Origin of the sequence: Cellulomonas endophytica, assembly GCF_004123805.1 — a bacterium.
Classification (GTDB): Bacteria; Actinomycetota; Actinomycetes; order Actinomycetales; family Cellulomonadaceae; genus Cellulomonas; species Cellulomonas endophytica.
The window spans coordinates 1-18,636 of the sequence record NZ_RWJX01000022.1 but is presented as its reverse complement, the minus strand read 5'-3'; the positions used below and the strand labels follow the sequence as shown (position 1 = coordinate 18,636).

Annotated in this window: 14 protein-coding genes; 6 read left to right on the top strand and 8 right to left on the bottom strand. The window is 75.3% G+C overall.

The genetic code is table 11. The features are described 5' to 3' along the window. Nucleotides 1-35 precede the first annotated feature (35 nt). Nucleotides 36-293: a transposase gene (locus EJA20_RS19925; protein ID WP_164983895.1), complete on the bottom strand. Its 258-nt coding sequence runs from the start codon at nt 291-293 to the stop codon at nt 36-38. A 236-nt stretch (nt 294-529) separates the two neighbouring features. Between EJA20_RS19925 and EJA20_RS08690 the strand changes: the two genes are divergently transcribed. The 3 genes from EJA20_RS08690 to EJA20_RS08680 all read left to right on the top strand — a co-directional run bounded on the left by EJA20_RS08690 (nt 530) and on the right by EJA20_RS08680 (nt 4,343). Next, on the top strand, nt 530-3,010 hold the full coding sequence (locus EJA20_RS08690; RefSeq protein ID WP_129337764.1) for a hypothetical protein: 2,481 nt from the start codon (nt 530-532) through the stop codon (nt 3,008-3,010). Nucleotides 3,011-3,298: 288 nt separating this feature from the next. Beyond that, nucleotides 3,299-3,856, top strand: coding sequence for an HNH endonuclease signature motif containing protein (locus EJA20_RS08685; protein WP_205687426.1), 558 nt, complete (start codon nt 3,299-3,301; stop codon nt 3,854-3,856). A gap of 124 nt (nt 3,857-3,980) precedes the next feature. After that, nucleotides 3,981-4,343, top strand: coding sequence for a TfoX/Sxy family protein (locus EJA20_RS08680; RefSeq protein WP_129337763.1), 363 nt, complete (start codon nt 3,981-3,983; stop codon nt 4,341-4,343). 164 nt (nt 4,344-4,507) lie between these two features. On the opposite strand, the gene ppgK is transcribed toward EJA20_RS08680, so the two are convergent. Together ppgK and map are read right to left on the bottom strand one after the other, a co-directional pair. Continuing rightward, nucleotides 4,508-5,389: a polyphosphate--glucose phosphotransferase gene (ppgK, locus tag EJA20_RS08675; RefSeq protein WP_129337762.1), complete on the bottom strand. Its 882-nt coding sequence runs from the start codon at nt 5,387-5,389 to the stop codon at nt 4,508-4,510. Further along, entirely contained in the window at nt 5,386-6,258 is an 873-nt protein-coding gene (map, locus tag EJA20_RS08670; protein ID WP_129337761.1) for a type I methionyl aminopeptidase, read from the bottom strand. Before map ends, ppgK begins: the two co-directional genes overlap by 4 nt. Before the next feature lie 87 nt (nt 6,259-6,345). Here map and EJA20_RS08665 point away from each other — a divergent pair, with 87 nt between their 5' ends. Then, entirely contained in the window at nt 6,346-6,519 is a 174-nt protein-coding gene (locus EJA20_RS08665) for an SPOR domain-containing protein (RefSeq protein WP_129337760.1), read from the top strand. A 75-nt stretch (nt 6,520-6,594) separates the two neighbouring features. On the opposite strand, the gene EJA20_RS08660 is transcribed toward EJA20_RS08665, so the two are convergent. From EJA20_RS08660 to EJA20_RS08650, 3 genes are read right to left on the bottom strand one after another with little or no spacing between them, the layout of a single operon-like run. Next, complete coding sequence (locus EJA20_RS08660; protein ID WP_129337759.1) at nt 6,595-7,746, bottom strand: endonuclease/exonuclease/phosphatase family protein; 1,152 nt, start codon at nt 7,744-7,746, stop codon at nt 6,595-6,597. Beyond that, the gene (gene panB / locus EJA20_RS08655) at nt 7,743-8,678 is read right to left on the bottom strand and encodes a 3-methyl-2-oxobutanoate hydroxymethyltransferase (protein WP_129337758.1); all 936 of its coding nucleotides are present in this window, start codon (nt 8,676-8,678) and stop codon (nt 7,743-7,745) included. Before panB ends, EJA20_RS08660 begins: the two co-directional genes overlap by 4 nt. Next, nucleotides 8,675-10,354: an NAD+ synthase gene (locus EJA20_RS08650; protein ID WP_129337757.1), complete on the bottom strand. Its 1,680-nt coding sequence runs from the start codon at nt 10,352-10,354 to the stop codon at nt 8,675-8,677. Before EJA20_RS08650 ends, panB begins: the two co-directional genes overlap by 4 nt. Before the next feature lie 54 nt (nt 10,355-10,408). On the opposite strand from EJA20_RS08650, the gene glnA reads away from it, so the two are divergent. Both glnA and EJA20_RS08640 read left to right on the top strand, forming a co-directional pair. Further along, nucleotides 10,409-11,746 carry a type I glutamate--ammonia ligase gene (gene glnA, locus EJA20_RS08645; protein ID WP_129337756.1) on the top strand — a complete coding sequence of 446 codons (1,338 nt, stop codon included), beginning with the start codon at nt 10,409-10,411 and terminating at the stop codon, nt 11,744-11,746. A 40-nt stretch (nt 11,747-11,786) separates the two neighbouring features. Continuing rightward, a complete protein-coding gene (locus tag EJA20_RS08640; RefSeq protein WP_129337755.1) occupies nt 11,787-14,834 on the top strand; it encodes a bifunctional [glutamine synthetase] adenylyltransferase/[glutamine synthetase]-adenylyl-L-tyrosine phosphorylase in 3,048 nt (1,015 codons plus the stop codon). Here the strand turns inward: EJA20_RS08640 and EJA20_RS08635 are convergent. After that, entirely contained in the window at nt 14,831-16,069 is a 1,239-nt protein-coding gene (locus tag EJA20_RS08635) for an AI-2E family transporter (protein WP_129337754.1), read from the bottom strand. The genes EJA20_RS08640 and EJA20_RS08635 overlap by 4 nt on opposite strands. A 130-nt stretch (nt 16,070-16,199) precedes the next feature. Continuing rightward, complete coding sequence (locus tag EJA20_RS19445; RefSeq protein ID WP_240675245.1) at nt 16,200-18,218, bottom strand: gamma-glutamyltransferase family protein; 2,019 nt, start codon at nt 18,216-18,218, stop codon at nt 16,200-16,202. Nucleotides 18,219-18,636: the final 418 nt, after the last annotated feature.

The following is an 18,636-nucleotide window of genomic DNA, read 5'->3' as shown; positions in this document are numbered from 1 at the left end:
CGGGTACATCATTGTGGGGAGATCTCCTTGGCGAGTTACGCCGCCGCCCGGCGCAGGATCTCGTTCTCCTGCTCCAGCAACCTGTTGCGCTTGCGCAGCTCACGCAGCTGCTCGGACTCCTTGGCGGTGACGCCCTGCCGGGTGCCGGCCTCGACGTCGGCGGCCTTCATCCAGTTGCGCAGGCACGACTCGGAGATGCCGAGGTCCTTGGCGATCTTCGAGATCGGGGCCTCGCCCTTGCGGGCGAGGGCGACCGCGTCGTCGCGGAACTCCTGGGGGTGGGGTGCGGGCACGGGACACATCCTTCCAGCGGGGACACACGTCCCCACAGGTCAGGTGTCAACCGAACCTGCAGCAGTCCCGGACGAATATGCGTTGCAGGCCGCCGTGCGGAGGCGCGATCCTGTCATCGCGGTCTGCGCACCTCGGACGTGGCCGCCGCCACCCGGTCGTGGTGCTGGCGTCCCACGCGGGGGCTGGAGACATGATGTCACGTGCACTGGCTGTCTCGACCGTCGCAGCACTCGCAGTGGCCAACGCGTTGATGCCGCGTTTCGGCTCCGAGGATCCGGTCCGCGGCGGTGACTCACCACCCGACGCGGACCCCGCAACCGCCCACGGCTGGTACCACCAGCTGATCACCCTCGAAGCCGCCAAGGCCACCGGCTGGGACGTCGGAGGTCGCTCGCCCCGCCCGGCCGAGAGCTCCGCGGCGGCGGGACTGGCGTGGTACGCCGACTTCCTTGACTCCTACCTGTACCACCCGTTCTGGTGGGCGGCAGGGGGCCAGGACCGATTCTTCTCCGCCGTCATGGCCCGACCGGCGTTGCTCCGGCTCCACTTCGATGACCTGCACGCCACGTGGCGCGTGCGCGAGGTGTTCCAGCGCGTGCTCGCCGGAACGGTCGCAGCCCTGGTCTGGGCCGCCGAAAGGGACCGGGTGGAGTCAGCGCGCCTAGCCGTCGGCGCCGGACTGCACGCCATCCAGGACTTCTACTCCCACTCCACCTGGCTCGATGACTCCGATCGCACCAGCACCCTGATCAACGCGCTGCCGACATCAGCCCTCCAGACACCGAAGAACGACAAGCCGGCCACGTGGGTAGACCTGCACGCGTTCGTCCTGGGCGCCGAGCCTTCGACCAGCCAGTGGGACCTCGGCTCCGTCAACCGCCGCAGGCGCGCGCTGCACCGCCGCCTGGCTGCCGCGCCACTGGACCTGTTCACCGGCTCCTACGAGTCGCAGCCGCACCTGGGGCAGAAGGAGCACGGCAGCATCGGCTTCGACTGCCTGGTCTACGACCTGCTGCCGGACTGGCTGTTCGACCTGCTCACAGCCCTGCCGACACCGTTGGCCAACTCCACGATGACCCGCCGATGGGACATCTGCCGCCAGGAGGGCCGCAACCCCGGCGTCACGTGGGACAGTCCCGTGCCGCCGTCCGTGGGGTACTACCTGCCCGGCATCAACCTCGACTCCCGCTGGCAGGCCGCCTACGGGGTCCGCGAACGAGGAATTCATACCCGCACCACTGGCGACGAGGCCTTCGACCTGGCGCGGCGCCTCGCCGTCCGGCACTCGCAGCAGTGGCTCGAGGAGCTCAACAAGCTCGCGCCGACGCTTGACTCGCTGGCAGCAGAGCACGGGCACCCCGCCGACTTCTGGCACCGCGTGCGTACCCAACCCCGCGGTGAGCTCTTCACTCCACCGGCCTGGACCAGCACCGCCGGTGACGTGATCGCAGCCCTGGCCGGAGGAGCGGCCTCCGAGGAGCACGAGTACGAGGCGCCCCACCTGCAGGTGTTCCGCTTCCTGACCGCCGGCCCGGACCCGGCCGGCAGCTACGACCAGTCCGGCACCTGGTACCTGCGACTGCAGATCACCACAGCAGACGTCTCGCTGGCAGGTACCGACGCTCAGGTGTGGGCCTGGGTCGACGGGGCACAGGAGGCCAAGGTGCTGCTGGACCACCGAACCGAACCCGGACAGCCCGCCTCGGGGCTGGAGAACATCATCACCGAGTACAACGACTTCGCCGCTGGCGCCCGCACCGCCTACGTCATCGGCCCGTTCGACCGGCGGCCGGAGCACCTGACCCTGGCAGTGGAGTCGACCAACGTCCTCGACGTCATCGGCGCACTCCTTGAAGGCATGGTCACGGCTATCGGCGCCATCGTCAGCCAGGTGATCGACCTCATCCGCTCGCTGTACGGCGCCGACGCCAACCCCATCGGACAGGACACCAAGAGCTGGAACTGGAAGCAGCTATCCGCGATGGCTCAAGCACCGGCGCGTGAGACACCACCATGGGTAGCCACGTGGACCTTCGACGGGACCCAGTTCCAAGAAGGTCGCTTCGCCCTCGACGGACGCCTCGCCGTCACCGCCCTTCCCGGCGGCGACCTCGAAGTCACCGTGCACCTGTACCGGCTGCACTGCCGCTCACTCAGCCCGGAATGGTCAGCCTCGGACGAACCATTCGTCGTCGGCGTCGTCGACGCACCCGGCACCCGCGCCGCCCCCGACGGGACCCAGGACCCCCGCATCACGTGGATGTTCGGGCCGTTTTCCGTCGCCACAGACGGCGGCCCCGACGGTGACGGGTCCTACCCCATCATTGACCGCCAAACCATCCGCATCCCACGAGGCTCGGGACTGATCATCGCGCTGCAGATGTGGGAGAGCGACCAGGAGAGCCACGCCCGCCGCCGCCGCATCCGAGACGAGTTCGCCTCCCTCTACGGGACCGGCACCCAGACGTCACGCAACGAGATCGCCACCGCACTCGGCGGGTGGCTCGCCTCGGACTGGCGCCCCCAACGCGTAGAGGTCTTCGCCTTCAACCGCGTCCGGCAACTCGAGGCCGGCACAGTCGCCGACGTGCAGGTGACCCGATGGGTCGAGGACGACGCCCCCCTCGAGATCCTCCTCGACAGCCGCCTCGCCCTCGGCCGCACCGAGGCCGCCAGACCAGCAGTCGTCATCCCTCACATCGTGGACTCGTGGTGAGGCAACCTGCCGCACTCCAACCTCACGCTCGCCTTCCCAGAGCTCGACCATCGCCGGGGCCACAAGGGCCCAGCGCTATCAGGGGTCAACCCGTGCGAACACCCGCCCCACGGGCGGCGTTCGACCCAGTCGCCGCTCGTTTCTGGTCGACGCCACGGTCGACGAGCGCCCTGGATCGTGGCACGACGGCGTGCCGTCAGGCGGCGGGTTGCCGCCGCCGGGTGGTGCGCCGGCGCGAGCGTGCAGCGCGAGCGGTCGTCAGTCGTCGAGCGCCGCGAGTGAGCGTCCGTGCGGGTCGGCGTATGCACGCGGCTCGCCGTTGACCATGACGACGACACCACGCTCGGCATCACCCGCCTCGTCGTCGACGCCGAGGGCGTCCCCCTCGACGTCGGGCGCACCCAACGGCTCTACACCGGCGAGATGCGCCGGGCCGTGTTCGCCCGGGACCGGCACTGCGCCTACCCGGGCTGCACCCGACCACCCCAGTGGGGCGAGGTCCACCACATCCGCTGGTGGAGCCACGGCGGAACCACCTCACTGAACAACGCCGTCCTGCTCTGCCTGCGCCACCACCACCTCGTCCACGAAGACCACCTCACCATCCGCCGCCTCCCACCCGACCCCGCCGACCCCGCGACCGGGAGGACCCGCCGGGGAGGCCTGCTGCCGCAGGCCCGGTACGAGTTCCGCGGACCCGACGGACGGCTCGTGGGTCCGTGGCGCCCTTCCGGTCCTCAGCCTGCGCGGTCGGCGTGCGGTGGCGACCTCGCGCCGACGGACATCCCTCGGCCGCGGTTCGAGTCGTCGACGGCCGTCCGTGCTCCTGCTGGGCTGTTCGCATGAGTGCGAACGGCGGCGGGCGCCGGCGAGGAGCGGTCGTCGGCGGCGTGGGCGGCGAGGGTGCAGGACGCCCGGCTCCGGTGGCCCAGGGCTGCCGCGTGTCGGCGCGGTCTGCCACGATCGGTCGGTGGCCTACGACGAGAGCCTCCTGCGGCGGGTGCAGCGCCTCACGGCGCACCACGAGGACCGGGTCGAGAAGCGGATGTTCAGCGGCGTCGCGGTCATGCTCGGGGACGTCATGGCCGTCGCCGTCCTCCGGGACGGGCTGCTCGTGCGGGTCGAGCCGGACCAGCTGGACGAGCTCCTCGGCGGGTCGGGCACCCAGCCCTTCGTCATGGGTCGGCAGGAGCCGGCGAAGGGCTGGGTCGTCGTCGTCCCGGAGGCCGTGCCGGACGACGACGAGCTCGCGCGCTGGGTCGACCTCGGCGTGGCGCGGGCGCGGCTGCTCGCCGCGCTGCCAGGGGCCGGCGCTCGACGGTCCAGGCGCTGAGGAGAGCCCGTCGCCGGTACCGCCAGGCGGGCACGAGCCCCGGGCGGCGGGCAGGAGGCGCCGGCGCACCGCCGGGGGTCAGAGGCACACGCCCCCCGCCCCCGCCCCTCGCCGGGATGGCGCAGGGGCGGGGCGGTCGCGCGATCGTGGGGAGCGGCCGCTCGCTACTCGTGCACCTGGGCGGCGAGGGCGGCGGCGCCGATGATGCCGGCGTCGTTGCGCAGGGCCGCGGGGACGATGCGGGTCCGCAGGTCGAGCAGCGGCAGGAAGCTCTCGTGCTTCTTGCTGACCCCGCCCCCGACCACGATGAGGTCCGGCCAGAGCAGGTTCTCGACGACGGAGAAGTAGCGCTGCAGGCGCTTCGCCCACTGCTCCCAGTCCAGGTCGTCGCGCTCCCGCGCACTGTCGGCGGCCTGGGTCTCCGCGTCGTGGCCGTCGATCTCGAGGTGCCCGAGCTCGGTGTTCGGCACGAGCCGGCCGTCGACGAACAGCGCGGATCCGATGCCCGTCCCGAGGGTGGCGACGAGGACGACGCCGCGCACGTCCTTGGCGGCGCCGTGCTGCACCTCGGCGAAGCCCGCGGCGTCCGCGTCGTTGACCGCGAGGACCTGCCGGCCCGTCGCCGCGCCGACCACCCGCTCCACGTCGGTGCCGATCCACGACTTGTCGACGTTGGCCGCGGACTGGGCGACGCCGTGGAGGATCACGGCGGGGAAGGTCACGCCCAGCGGCACGTCGGTCGGCAGCTCGAAGGAGTTGACGACGTCGGCCACGGTGCGCGCGACGGCGTCGGGCGTCGCGGGCTGCGGCGTCGGGATCCGGACGCGCTCCTGGGAGAAGAGCCCGGAGGCGACGTCGACGGGTGCACCCTTGATGCCGCTGCCGCCGATGTCGACGCCGAAGGCGCGCGTCGGCGGCACGGTGGCCCGGTCGAGGGAGGTGCGGCTGTGCTTGTCGCCCTCGCCCTCGCCGCCCTGCTTCTTGCCCCGCTTGTCCGCGTGCTTGTCGTCGGCCTTCTCGTCGTGCTTCTTCTTGTCCTTGCTCATGGCTGCGTCAGGACCTCCGCCCCGTCCTCGGTGACCAGCAGGGTGTGCTCGAACTGCGCGCTGCGGCGCCCGTCCGCGGTGACCACGGTCCAGCCGTCGTCCCACATGCGCCAGTCGGGGGTGCCGAGGTTGAGCATCGGCTCGATGGTGAAGACCATCCCCGGCTCGATGAGCCGGTCGTACGCGGGCGCGGCGTCGTAGTGGGGGATGACCAGGCCGGTGTGGAACGCGGGCCCGACGCCGTGGCCGGTGTAGTCGCGGACGACGCCGTAGCCGAACCGCGCCGCGTACCGCTCGATGACGCGGCCGATGACGTTCACCTCACGGCCGGGGCGGACGGCGGAGACGGCCCGCCGGAGGGACTCCTGCGTCCGCTCGACGAGCAGCCGCGACTCCTCGTCGACGTCGCCGACGAGGAACGTGGCGTTCGTGTCGCCGTGGACGCCGCCCACGAAGGCGGTGATGTCGACGTTGACGAGGTCACCGTCCTCGAGGGGCCGCGAGTCGGGGATGCCGTGGCAGATCGCCTCGTTCACCGAGGTGCACAGCGACTTGGGGAAGCCGCGGTAGCCCAGGGTCGAGGGGTAGGCGCCGCGCTCGACGAGGAACGCGTGGCCGACGGCGTCGAGCTCGTCCGTGGTGACGCCCGGGGCGACGTGGCGGCCCACCTCGGCGAGCGCCTGCGCCGCGAGCCGGGAGGCGACCCGGACGGCCGCGACCGTGGCCTCGTCCAGGACGTCCGACCCCGTCCAGGGTTGCGGGCCGGGGCGGCCGACGTACTCGGGGCGGGCGATCTCCCGCGGGACCTCGCGGCGGGGGGACACCCGGCCGGGGGCGAGCGGTGCCCGCGACGTGTGGACCGGTGGCATGGCTGGCAGTCTAGGGAGCGGCGGGGGTCGCCCGCAGGTCCACCTGACCTGCGGGGCTGCGGCCGCCCGGGCGAGGAGGAGGACGCGATGGCCGGCGACTACTGGTTCAACACGCAGACGCGGCAGGTCGAGGAGGGCCGGCAGAGCGACTGGTCCAACCTCATGGGTCCGTACGGCTCGCGCGAGGAGGCGGAGCAGGCGCTGGCGAAGGCCGACGCCCGCAGCCGGGCCTGGGACGCGCAGGACGCCGAGGACGACTGACGACCGGGGTCCCGCGCGTCGGCCCCGGCCGGATCCGGGTCGCGACGGCCGGGCGTCACGACGGACGACGGGACCTCAGGGCACCGCGCGTGGCTCGGGGGCCGCGTCGACGGCCCGGGGCGTGATCCGCACGAGCACCGGACGGTGGTCCGAGCGGCCCGTGGCCGGCAGCACGCGGTGCTCGACGACCCGCCAGGCGCGGGTGTCGACGAGGACGTGGTCGATCGGGGTGCTCACCGCCGAGGGCACGGCGGCCGGCCACGTGCCGTGGTCGCCGTGCCCCACCGCGCGGGCCGCGTCCACCGCAGGCCCGGGGCGGCGCAGCCAGGGGTGGTCGAGGGTCGCGTTGAGGTCGCCCGCGAGGACCAGGCCCGGCTCGGCCTTGACCGCCGCCACGAGCCGCTCGCCCTCGGAGCGCCAGCGATCCATGAGGCGCAGGGCGCCCGGGGCCTCGGGGTGCGCGGCGACGACCACGGGCAGCGGGGAGGACGGGTCCACGGCCCGGGCGACGAGCGTGCCCATCCGGGTCGGCGGGTCCAGCTCGGTCACCGTGTAGTCGCCGAGGTGCTCGGCGAGCAGCAGGGCGGTGGACAGCGCGCCCGGCCCGCCGGCAGCGAACCAGCGGTAGGGGCGGTCCCGCGTCGCGAGGAGCTCCGCCGTCCGGCGGGCCGTGCCCGCCCCCGTCTCGGGCAGCACGAGGACGTCGGGCCCGTGCCGTTCGACGAGGCGCACCAGCGTCACGGGCTCGACGAGCGCCAAGGTGTTGAAGGTCATCACCGTGACCACGGCAGGGCGGGAGGCGACCCCGGCCGGGTGGGAGGCCCCCGGGGTGGCGGCCGTCGGGCCGACGGCGGGCTCGGCGCCCCGGAGGAGCGGCCGGTCGCCGGTCGGGTGGGGCGTGGGATCCCCCGGACGCGGCGGACGCCCTCCGACCCGGCGGTGGCCCGGCAGCGGCCGGGCGCGGGCGGCGAGCACCACCCCGTGGGCGGCGGCGGCCGCGAGCAGGGCGCTGCCCAGCGCGGCCGGCAGGGGTCGCGACCCGCCCCGGCCCAGCCGGAGCAGGCCGGCCCCCGTGAGGACGCAGCCCGCGGCGAGGACCCGCCGGAAGGCCAGGGCGTGCGCGACGCCGGTGCGGGCGCCGGACGCGCCGGCGGCCTGCGCGACGAGCGCGGAGCCGACGGCGACGCCGACCGCGCCCTCGGCCACCCGCGCCGCGACGGGGCTCACGCGTCGAAGGTGTGCTCGGCGGCGGGGAACGAGCCGTCCCGCACGGCGGCGGCGTAGCCGGAGGCGGCGGCGGTGAGGGCCGCGCCGACCTCGCCGAAGCGGCGCGCGAACCGCGGGCTCCACTCGCCCATGCCCGCCATGTCGACCCACACGAGCACCTGGCCGTCGCAGCCGGCGCCGGCACCGATGCCGATCGTGGGGACCGCCAGCACCTCCGTGACCCGCTCGGCGACCGGCGCGGGCACCATCTCGAGCACCACGGCCACGGCGCCGGCCTCCTGGAGCGCGACGGCATCGGTGGTGAGGCGGTCGGCCGCCTCGTCGCCGCGCCCCTGCACGCGCGGCCCGCCGAGCCGGTGCTCGGACTGCGGCGTGTAGCCCAGGTGCCCGACGACCGGGATGCCGGCGTCGGACAGCGCGCGCACCTGCGGCACGATCCGCCGGCCGCCCTCGATCTTCACGGCGGCGGCGCCGGACTCCTTGAGCATCCGCACCCCGCTGGCCAGCGCCTGCTCGGGGCCGGCCTCGTAGGTGCCGAAGGGCAGGTCGGCGACGACGAGCGCGTACCGCGCGCCCCGCACCACGGACCGGGCCGCCACGACCATCTCGTCGAGGGTCACCGGCAGCGTGGTCGCCTGCCCGTGCATCGTGTTGCCGATGGAGTCGCCGACGAGCAGCAGGTCGACGCCGGCCTCGTCGAAGATCCGCGCCGTCACGGCGTCGTAGGCGGTGAGCATGGCCAGCCGCCGCCCCGCGGCCTTCGCCTCCTGCAGGTGGTGGACCCGCACCCGCCGCCGGCGCGAGGCCGCCGCGCCGGCCGTGCCGGGCGTGCCGGCTACATCGCCCACGCCGCCCACGCCGCCCGTGCCCGTCCGACCGCCCGCCGCGTCCGCCGACGCCCCTCCTGCCGTGCCCGGTGCCGGGGTGCTCATCGGCCCATCTCCTCCCGCCACCGGGTCGTCATCGGCAGCCTGCGGTCCCGGCCGAACGCCAGGGCCGTCACCTTCGGCCCCAAGGGGTACTGGCGCCGCTTCCACTCCGCGCGGTCGACCATCGTCAGGACGCGGTCGACCAGGTCCGCCTCGAAGCCACGGGCGAGCAGCTCGTCGCGGCCCTCCGCGTGCTCCACGTAGGCGTCGAGCAGCCGGTCGAGCACGTCGTAGGGCGGCAGCGAGTCCTGGTCCACCTGCCCCGGGCGCAGCTCCGCGGACGGCGGCTTCGTGATGCTGGACTCGGGGATCGGCGGGACGGTCGACGTCCCGAACCGCCCCTCGACGGCCGCGGTGTTGCGCCACCGCGACAGCGCCCACACCCGCGACTTGTCGACGTCCTTCAGGGGCGCGTAGCCGCCGACGGCGTCGCCGTAGATCGTCGAGTAGCCCACCGCGAGCTCGGTCTTGTTGCCCGTCGCCAGCACGAGGTGCCCCTCCTGGTTCGACAGGGCCATGAGCAGCACGCCGCGCACGCGGGCCTGGAGGTTCTCCTCGGCCAGACCGTCGAGGGGCAGCTCGCCGAGGAAGGCGTCGACCATGGGGGCGATCGGCTGCACGCGGTAGTCGGCGCCGAGGCGCGCGGCCAGGTCCGCGGCGTCGTCCTTGCTGTGCCCCGAGGAGTAGACGGACGGCATGGACACGCCGACGACGCGCTCCCCGCCGAGGGCGTCCGCGGCGATCGCCGCGACGAGCGCGGAGTCGATGCCGCCCGACATGCCGAGCACCACGGAGCGGAAGCCGTTCTTCTCCACGTAGCCGGCCAGGCCCGTGACGAGCGCGCGGTAGACGGCCTCGTCGGGGGTCAGGTCCGGCACCTGCGGGCCGGGGGCGAGGGGCTCGCCGCGCTCGGGCAGGTCCCAGACGAGCAGGTGCTCGACGAACTGCGGCGCGGAGGCGAGCGTGGTGCCGTCGGGGCCGACGACGAAGGACCCGCCGTCGAAGACGAGGTCGTCCTGGCCGCCGACGAGGTTCGTGTAGACCAGCGGCGCGCCGACCTGGACCGCCCGCCGCGCCGCCAGGGCGGTGCGCACGTCGGTCTTGCCCTCCTCGAAGGGCGAGGCGTTCGGCACGACGAGCACGTCGAGGTCGCGCTCGGCCAGGCGCGCCACCGGGCCGCCCTCCTGCCAGATGTCCTCGCAGATCACGACGCCGACCCGGCGCCCGTCGACCTCGAGGACGCAGTCGGCGTCGCCCGGGGTGAAGACGCGGAACTCGTCGAACACGCCGTAGTTGGGCAGGTGGTGCTTGTCGTACCGGTGCCGCACCGCCCCGCCCTGGAGCACGGCCGCCTGGTTCGTCGGCCGCGCGGGGGCGTCCTCGTGCTCCTGCGCCGTGCGCTCGCCGATGGTCCCCAGCACCACGACGAGGTCGCCCAGCCCCTCGTCGGCCAGGCGCGCGGCGAGGGCGTCCACGGCGGCCGCGGTGGCGGCGCGGAAGGAGCGGCGCAGCGCCAGGTCCTCCACGGGGTAGCCCGTCATCGCCATCTCGGGCAGGACGACGAGCCGGGCGCCGGCGCCTGCTGCGGCGCGGCAGGCGTCCAGCACGGTGGCGGCGTTGCGGGAGAGGTCCCCGAGCCACGTGTCGACCTGGGCCAGGGCGATCCTCAGTCCAGCCATGGCGCGAGCCTAGCCATGGACCCCGACCGGCCGCCGATCGGGCAGGATGGGCCCATGGACAGGCAGCAGGAGTTCGTGCTCCGCGCGGTCGAGGAGCGCGACATCCGCTTCATCCGCCTCTGGTTCACCGACGTGCTCGGGGTGCTGAAGTCGGTGGCGATCGCCCCGGCCGAGCTCGAGTCGGCGTTCGCGGAGGGGATCGGCTTCGACGGCAGCGCCATCGAGGGCCTCACCCGGGTGTACGAGGCCGACATGATCGCGCGCCCCGACCCCACGACGTTCCAGGTGCTGCCCTGGCGCGGGGAGCGGCACGGCACAGCCAGCATGTTCTGCGACCTGCTCAACCCGGACGGGGAGCCGTCCACGGCCGACTCGCGCCAGGTGCTCAAGCGGGCGCTGACGAAGGCCAGCGACGCGGGCTTCACCTTCTACACGCACCCCGAGGTCGAGTTCTACCTGTTCGAGGCGCCCGCCGACCCGTCGCGGCCCCTGGTCCCGGTCGACCAGGGCGGGTACTTCGACCACGTCCCGCGCGGCACCGCCCACGACTTCCGGCGCGCCGTCATCACGATGCTCGAGTCCATGGGCATCTCGGTGGAGTTCTCCCACCACGAGGCGGGCCCGGGCCAGAACGAGATCGACCTGCGCTACGCCGACGCGCTGTCGACGGCCGACAACATCATGACCTTCCGGACGGTGGTGAAGGAGGTCGCGCTCGAGCAGGGCGTGTTCGCCTCCTTCATGCCCAAGCCGCTGGCCAACCAGCCCGGCTCCGGCATGCACACCCACGTCTCGCTCTTCGAGGGCGACCGCAACGCGTTCCACGAGCCGGGCAACGACCTCGAGCTGTCGAAGGTGGGCCGGTCGTTCATCGCCGGCCTGCTCAAGCACGCCGCCGAGATCACCGCGGTGACGAACCAGTTCACGAACTCCTACAAGCGGCTGTGGGGCGGCAGCGAGGCGCCCTCCTACGTCTGCTGGGGGCACAACAACCGCTCCGCGCTCGTGCGCGTGCCCCTGTACAAGCCGGGCAAGGGCAACTCCAGCCGCATCGAGTTCCGCGGCATGGACTCGGCCATCAACCCCTACCTCGCCTTCGCCGTGCTGCTCGGCGCCGGGCTGAAGGGCGTCGAGGAGGGCTACGCCCTGCCCGACGGCGCCGAGGACGACGTGTGGGAGCTCACGGACGGCGAGCGCCGCGCGATGGGCATCGAGCCCCTGCCGGGCGACCTGGAGCAGGCCATCGACGTCATGGAGCGCTCCGAGCTCGTCGCGGAGATCCTGGGCGAGCACGTCTTCGACTACTTCCTGCGCAACAAGAAGCAGGAGTGGCGCGACTACAGCGCGCAGGTGACGCCCTACGAGCTCGGGCGCTTCCTGCCGAGCCTGTGAGCCGACGGGCGGCCGGGCGGGACGGGGAGGGGCCGGCGCGGTGAGCGCGGTCTCCTCGGGACGGGGCAGCAGCCTCGCCGCCCGGCTGTCCCGGGCGGGCGTGGTGGACACCCCGCGCGCGCTGCGCCTGCTCGACGACGAGGCGCTGGCCCCGGTGCTGCCGGAGCCGGGGGACTGGCTGCCGGCCGCGCTGACGGAGGTCGCGGACCCGGACCAGGCGCTGCTCTCGCTGGTCAAGCTCGCCGGGACGGCGGCGGAGGACCGGGCCGGCCGGCGTCGCCTGGCCGCCGTCCTCGCGCACGACGAGGCCCCGCGCCGCAGACTCCTGGGGGTCCTCGGCGCCTCGGCGGCTCTGGGGGACTGGCTCGTCGCCCACCCCGGCGAGCTCGGGCTGCTCGAGGACGCGAGCCCCGGCACGGGCGTGCCGCGCGAGGCCGTCCGCGCCGAGCTGCTCGCGGCCGTCGGCGCCGACCCGGCGGCCGAGGTGCCGGTGGCGGGGCTCGCCGGGGCGGCCGGCGTCGACGCCCTCCGGCTGGGCTACCGCCGCCGCCTGCTGCGCATCGCCGCCACGGACGTCACGGGCCCGGACCTGCTCACGCCCCTGCCGGCCGTGGCCGCCGCGCTCGCCGACCTCGCCGGGGCGGCCCTGGAGGGCGCGCTCGCGGTGGCCCGCGCCGACCTGGAAGACCACGGCCGGGGCGTCCGGCTCGCCGTCATCGGCATGGGCAAGGCGGGCGGCCGCGAGCTGAACTACGTGTCCGACGTGGACGTCGTCTACGTCGCCGAGCCCGTCGAGGGGGTCGACGAGGACGCCGCGCTGGTGGCCGGCGCGCGGCTGGCCGCCGGCCTCGCCCGGGTCTGCTCCGTGCCCTCGGGGGAGCCCGAGCTGTGGCCGGTCGACGCCGCCCTGCGACCCGAGGGCAAGAACGGGCCGCTCGTGCGCACCCTGGCCTCGCACGCCGCCTACTACGACCGGTGGGCGAAGTCGTGGGAGTTCCAGGCGCTGCTCAAGGCCCGGCCGCTGGCGGGCGACCGCGCCCTGGGCGAGGCCTACTCCGCCGTCGTCTCGCCGCTCGTGTGGTCGGCCACCCAGCGCGACCACTTCGTCGAGGACTCCCAGGCCATGCGGCGCCGCGTCGAGGCGCACATCCCGCGCGCGGAGGCCGACCGGCAGATCAAGCTCGCGGCCGGCGGCCTGCGCGACGTGGAGTTCACCGTCCAGCTGCTCCAGCTCGTGCACGGCCGCACCGACCCCGCGATCCGCAGCGGCAGCACCCTCACGGCGCTCGCCGACCTCGCCGCCGGGGGCTACGTCGGCCGCGACCACGCCGCACGCCTCGCCGTCTGCTACCGGTTCCTGCGCGTGCTCGAGCACCGGCTCCAGCTCTTCCGGCTGCGCCGCACCCACCTCATGCCCACGTCGACGGGGGACCTGCAGCGCCTGGCGCGGTCCGTCGGGATGCGGGCGGAGGGCGCCGAGGGGCTGCTCGAGCGCTGGCGCGAGGTGCGGCGCGACGTGCGGCGGCTGCACGAGGAGCTCTTCTACCGCCCGCTGCTCCCGGCGACGGCGCGCCTGTCCACCGCGGACGTGACCCTGGCGCCGGAGGCCGCGCGCGAGCGGCTGGCCGCCGTGGGCTACCGCGACCCCGTCGGGGCGCAGCGGCACATCGCGGCGCTGTCGGAGGGCGTCTCGCGGCGGGCGGCGATCCAGCGCCAGCTGCTGCCGGTGATGATCGGGTGGTTCGCCGACGGGCCGGACCCCGACGGCGGGCTGCTCGCCTTCCGGCGGCTGTCGGAGGAGCTCGGCGGCACGCACTGGTACCTCAAGATGCTGCGCGACTCCGGCAGCGCGGCGCAGCGCCTCGCGCAGGTGCTCTCGACCTCCCGGTACGTCGCCGACGGCCTGGCCCGCTCGCCCGAGTCCGTCGCGTGGCTCGGGCAGGACGGCGACCTGGCGCCGCGCACGGAGCGCCTCGCCGCGGAGGCCGACGCCGTGCTGTCGCGGGCGACCGTCCCCGAGGCCGCCGTCACCGCCCTGCGCGCGCTGCGGCGCCGCGAGCTCACGCGGGCCGGAGCGGCCGAGGTCCTCGGCACGCTCCCGGGCGCGACCGCGGCCCCCGCCATCACCGCCGCGGCCGACGTGCTGCTCACCGGCGCGCTGCGGGTGGCGCGCGCCGCCGCGCGGGCCGAGCTCGGCCTCGGCGGGCCCGAGGACGACCCGGCACGGCTGCTCCTCGTCGCCATGGGCCGGCTCGGCGGGCAGGAGATGGGGTACTCCTCGGACGCGGACGTCCTGTTCGTCCACGAGCCGACGGGCGAGGACGAGGCCGCGGCGCAGGCGTTCGCGCTCCTGGCAGCGACCCGGCTGCGCACGCTGGTGGGCTCCATGGGGCCCGAGCCGGCGCTGCCGGTTGACGCCGACCTGCGGCCCGAGGGGCGCAACGGCCCGCTCGTGCGCTCCTTCCGCTCCTACGCCGAGTACTACGGCCGCTGGTCCGCGCCGTGGGAGGCGCAGGCCCTGCTGCGGGCCCGCCCGCTCGCCGGCGACGAGGACCTGGGGCGGCGCTTCGTCGCCCTCGTCGACCCCGTGCGGTACCCGCAGGGCGGCCTCGACGCGGGGCACCTGCGGGAGATCCGGCGCATCAAGGCCCGGGTGGAGGCCGAGCGGCTGCCCAGGGGCGTCGACCCCGCCCGCCACCTCAAGCTCGGCCGCGGCGGCATCGCCGACGTGGAGTGGACCGCGCAGCTGCTCCAGCTCCAGCACGCGCACGCCGTCCCGGCGCTGCGGACCACCAGCACCTGCGGCGCGCTCGCGGCCGCCCGCGAGGCCGGGCTGCTCGAGGAGGAGGACGAGCGGATGCTCGTCGAGGCCTGGGAGCTCGCGTCCCGGCTGCGGGACGCGAACGTGCTGTGGTCGGGGCGCGCGGAGGCGGCGCACGCGGACGTCCTGCCGCACGACCACGGGGCGCTCGGCGGCCTGGCCCGGGTGTGCGGCCTGCCGCCGGCCTCGGGCACGCGGCTCGAGGACGACTACCTGCGCACCGCCCGGCGTGCCCGGGCCGTGGTGCAGCGGCTCTTCTACGGCTAGGCCGGCGCGGGCGTCGCGCCCGAGCCGGTGCCGGTCGTCGTGCCGGTCGTCGTGCCGGTCTGCTCGTCGGCGGCCGGGGCGGCCACGGCGACCGCGCCGCCCGCGTCCTCCTCGAGGAGGGCGGGGTCGACGAACTCGTGGCGGCGCACGTACGTGGAGGACGCGGCCTGGATGGTCGCGGCGACGGGCAGCGACAGGAACGCGCCGAGCGCCCCGAACACGGCCCCGAACGCGAGCACCGCGAGGAACGCCATCGCGGGGTGCAGCTCCAGCGAGCGCTGGGACACCCGCGGCGACAGCACGAGGTTCTCCACCTGCTGGTAGGCCACGATGAACACGACGACGACGAGCGCCGCGACGGGCGAGACCGTCAGCGCGACGAGCACCGGCAGCGCGCCGCCGATGTACGTGCCGATCGTGGGAACGAACTGCGAGACGAGCCCGGTGAAGACCGCCATCGGCACGGCGTAGGGCACCTTCAGGACCGTGAGCACGACGAAGGTCGCCACGCTGGAGAACACGGCCAGCAGGATGCGGGAGCTGAGGAAGCCGGCGACCTTCTCCTGCGACACCTCCCACACCCGCAGCACCTCGCGCTGCCGGGCCGGGGCGAAGTACCGGCAGACCGCCGCCCGGAAGCGCGGCCCCGCGGCGGCCATGTAGTACGTGACGAGCAGGACGGCCGTGGCGGTGAAGAGGCCGCCGGCCAGCGACGTGCCCAGGCCCAGCAGGCTCGGGGTGAAGGTCTGCCAGTTGCCCGCCACCGTCGTGAGGAGCTCGTCCACCGGTGGCAGGTCGAGGCCGAAGCGGTCGTCCGCGAGGTCGACGAGGTCCGCGTAGAGCGCGGGGAGGGACTGCACGAGCGCGACGAGCTGCTCGACGAAGAGCCCGCCGAAGAGCGTGAGGACCCCGGCGACGAGCACGAGGGAGCCGAACATGACGGCGCCGGTGGCCAGCCCGCGGCGCCACCGGTGGTGCACGAGCCACACGATGAGCGGCTCCATCGCCAGGGCGAGGAACCAGGCGATGACGACGATCGTCAGGACGTTCCCGAGCTGCCCGATCGCGCGCCAGACCGAGATCCCGACGAACACCGTGACGACCGCCATGACCAGCGCGCGCGGCAGCCACCGCGGGGGGCGACGGGGGTCCGGCGCACGACGGAGCGCGGGCGGCGTCGGCACGGCCGCGCGGACGGGGGTGGCGGGGCCGGTGGCGGAGCCTGGGGCGGTCATGGCGGGCTCCCGGGGAAGCGGTCGGACGGGCAGCTCGTCGCGGCGGACGGGGGACCGGCGACGTGCGCGACCGTACCGCCCGGCGGCGACGTCCGGGGCGGGTCGGCGCCGTGCCGCAGGGCGTCGGGGGTCAGCGCGCGACGGCGTACGCCTGCATCCCGCGGGAGGTCGCGGCGGCGCGCACGACGCCGTCGGGGCGGGTGCCCGCCGCGCTGAGCCGACCGAGCGACCACGGGCCGGTCGCGGTGACGCGGTGGCCGCGGCGGCGCAGCTCGTCGAGCACCCCCGCGCCGAGCCGCTCCTCCGCGTGCAGGCCCAGGCGGTGCACCACACGGGGCTCGAAGGACGAGACGAGGTGCGTCGTGTGCCAGGACGGCGCGTCGATCGCCGCCTGGAGGTCCATGCCGTACACGAGGTGGTTCAGCAGGAACGGCACCTGCCACTGGTCCTGCTGGTCGCCGCCGGGGGTGCCGCAGGCGAGCTCGGGGACCCCGTCGCGCAGCACGAGGGTCGGGCTCAGGGTCGTGCGCGGGCGGCGGCGCGGGCCCAGGGAGCTCGGCAGCCCGGGCTCGAGCCAGAACATCTGCCCGCGGGTGGGCAGGGAGAAGCCGAGGCCGGGGACCGTCGGCGAGCTCTGGAGCCACCCCCCGCTGGGCGTCACCGCGACGACGTTGCCCCACCGGTCCACGACGTCGAGGTGGCAGGTGTCGCCCCGGGTGCGCCCCGACGCCTCGACGGTGCCGTCCACGGCCCCCGCACCCGCGTCCTGCCCGTTGCCGTGCCCGATGCCGTGCCCGGTACCGTCCTCGCCACCCTCCTCGGTGCCGCCCCCCGTGCCGTCGCCCGTCGCGCCGCCGGTGTCCTCCGCCGGCGCCGCCGCGAAGGTCGGCTCGCCCGTCCCGGCCGCGAAGGTCGGCTCGCCCGAACCCGCGACGAGGCCGGACGCGGCGGCGCCCCGCGGCCCCCGGGACCCGCCGTCGTCACCCGTACCGTCCGTGCCTCCCGCGAGCGCCTCCGTGACGAGCGCGGGCAGCCGCGGGTCCCGCCCGTCCGGCGACCCCGGCCGCAGCCCGTCGGCGGCCTGAGCGCCGACGAGCGCACGCCGACCGTCGGTGTAGGCGGGCGACAGGAGCGCCCCCAGCGGGACGTCGGCGTGGTCCGGGTCGCCGTACCAGGCGTCCCGGTCGGCGAGCGCGAGCTTGGCGGACTCGACGACGGCGTGCACGAGCTCGGCGCTGCCGGGCCGGGTGTCGGCCAGGTCCATGCCCTCGAGCAGGCGCAGCTGCTGCAGCAGCACGGGCCCCTGGCCCCAGGGACCCGTCTTCGCGACCGTCCGGCCGGCGAACGTCGTCGTCGCCGGCGCCTCCTCGCGCACACGCCACCCCGCGAGGTCCTCGGCCGTCAGCAGCCCGCGGTGCGCCCGGCCGGAGGAGTCGAGGACGGGCTCGGCCACGTGCCGCTCGACCGCCTCGGCGACGGAGCCCTCGTAGAAGGCAGCGCGGGCCGCCTCGATGCCGCGCTCGCGGTCGGCGTAGGCGTCGGCGGCGGCGACGAGGCGCTCGAGCGTCGCGGCGAGGTCGGGGTTGCGCAGCAGCGCGCCGGCGGCCGGCACCTGCCCGTGCGGCAGCCAGACGGCGGCGGAGGTGGGCCAGTGGTCGCGGAAGAGGCCCGCGACCCGGCCGATGGTCGCCGCGGCGGCGGGCAGCAGGGGGTGGCCGTGCCGCGCGTAGCCCAGGGCCGGGGCGACGACGTCCGCCACCGTCCACGTCCCGTACCGGGCGAGCAGGTCCATCCACGTGCCGAACGCGCCGGGCACCACCGCGGGCAGGTGGCCCGTGCCGGGCACGACGTCGAGCCCCAGCGCCGCGAAGGCCGCGGGGGTGGCGGCGGCGGGGGAGGTGCCCTGCCCGCAGACGACGAACGGCTCGCCGCCGGCCCGGCACGCGACCACGGGCACGTCCCCGCCGAGCCCGTTGAGGTGGGGCTCCACGACGTGCAGGACGAGACCGGCGCACACCGCCGCGTCGAACGCGTTGCCCCCGCGCTCGAGCACCGACATGCCGGAGGCGGACGCGAGCCAGTGGCTGGAGGCGACGGCGCCGAGGGTGCCGAGGAGCTCCGGGCGGGTGGTGGTGACGGGTGCGGCCATGGCGCCACCCTGCCCGCCGGGCGGGCCCGTCGCGACCCATCACGTCCCGTGATGAGTCCACATGCAGGAACGCTGTTGGACGAGGCGTGGACGCTCGCCTACCGTCGGGGCCATGACGAGGACCTCCGCCGCTGCGCACCGGGCCACCGCCCCGGTGGCCGTCGGTCACCCCGTCGTCGTCCCGGCCGCACCGTTCGCCCCGGCCGGGGCCTGTCGCGCGTCGCTGCGCGGCTGTCCCTGTCCGGCTCTCTGAGCCGGCCGGCGGACGCCCGCCCGTCCCTCTGACGGGCCGGCCGCCCCGCCCACGCCCCTGACCGCCCCCGGGGCGCCCGCCCCGGCGGGCGTGCCCCCGGGGTCGCGCCGTCCGGGACGTGCCGGGCCACCCCTGACCCGCGCCGCCCGCCCACCGGCGGCCCGG

Bases quoted from the DNA above. Each gene is read 5' to 3' on its own strand.
- map (WP_129337761.1), bottom strand. From the start codon at position 6,258: ATGCCACCGGTCCACACGTCGCGGGCACCGCTCGCCCCCGGCCGGGTG.
- EJA20_RS19445 (WP_240675245.1), bottom strand. From the start codon at position 18,218: ATGGCCGCACCCGTCACCACCACCCGCCCGGAGCTCCTCGGCACCCTC.
- panB (WP_129337758.1), bottom strand. From the start codon at position 8,678: ATGAGCACCCCGGCACCGGGCACGGCAGGAGGGGCGTCGGCGGACGCG.
- glnA (WP_129337756.1), top strand. From the start codon at position 10,409: ATGGACAGGCAGCAGGAGTTCGTGCTCCGCGCGGTCGAGGAGCGCGAC.
- ppgK (WP_129337762.1), bottom strand. From the start codon at position 5,389: ATGAGCAAGGACAAGAAGAAGCACGACGAGAAGGCCGACGACAAGCAC.
- EJA20_RS08665 (WP_129337760.1), top strand. From the start codon at position 6,346: ATGGCCGGCGACTACTGGTTCAACACGCAGACGCGGCAGGTCGAGGAG.
- EJA20_RS08650 (WP_129337757.1), bottom strand. From the start codon at position 10,354: ATGGCTGGACTGAGGATCGCCCTGGCCCAGGTCGACACGTGGCTCGGG.
- EJA20_RS08635 (WP_129337754.1), bottom strand. From the start codon at position 16,069: ATGACCGCCCCAGGCTCCGCCACCGGCCCCGCCACCCCCGTCCGCGCG.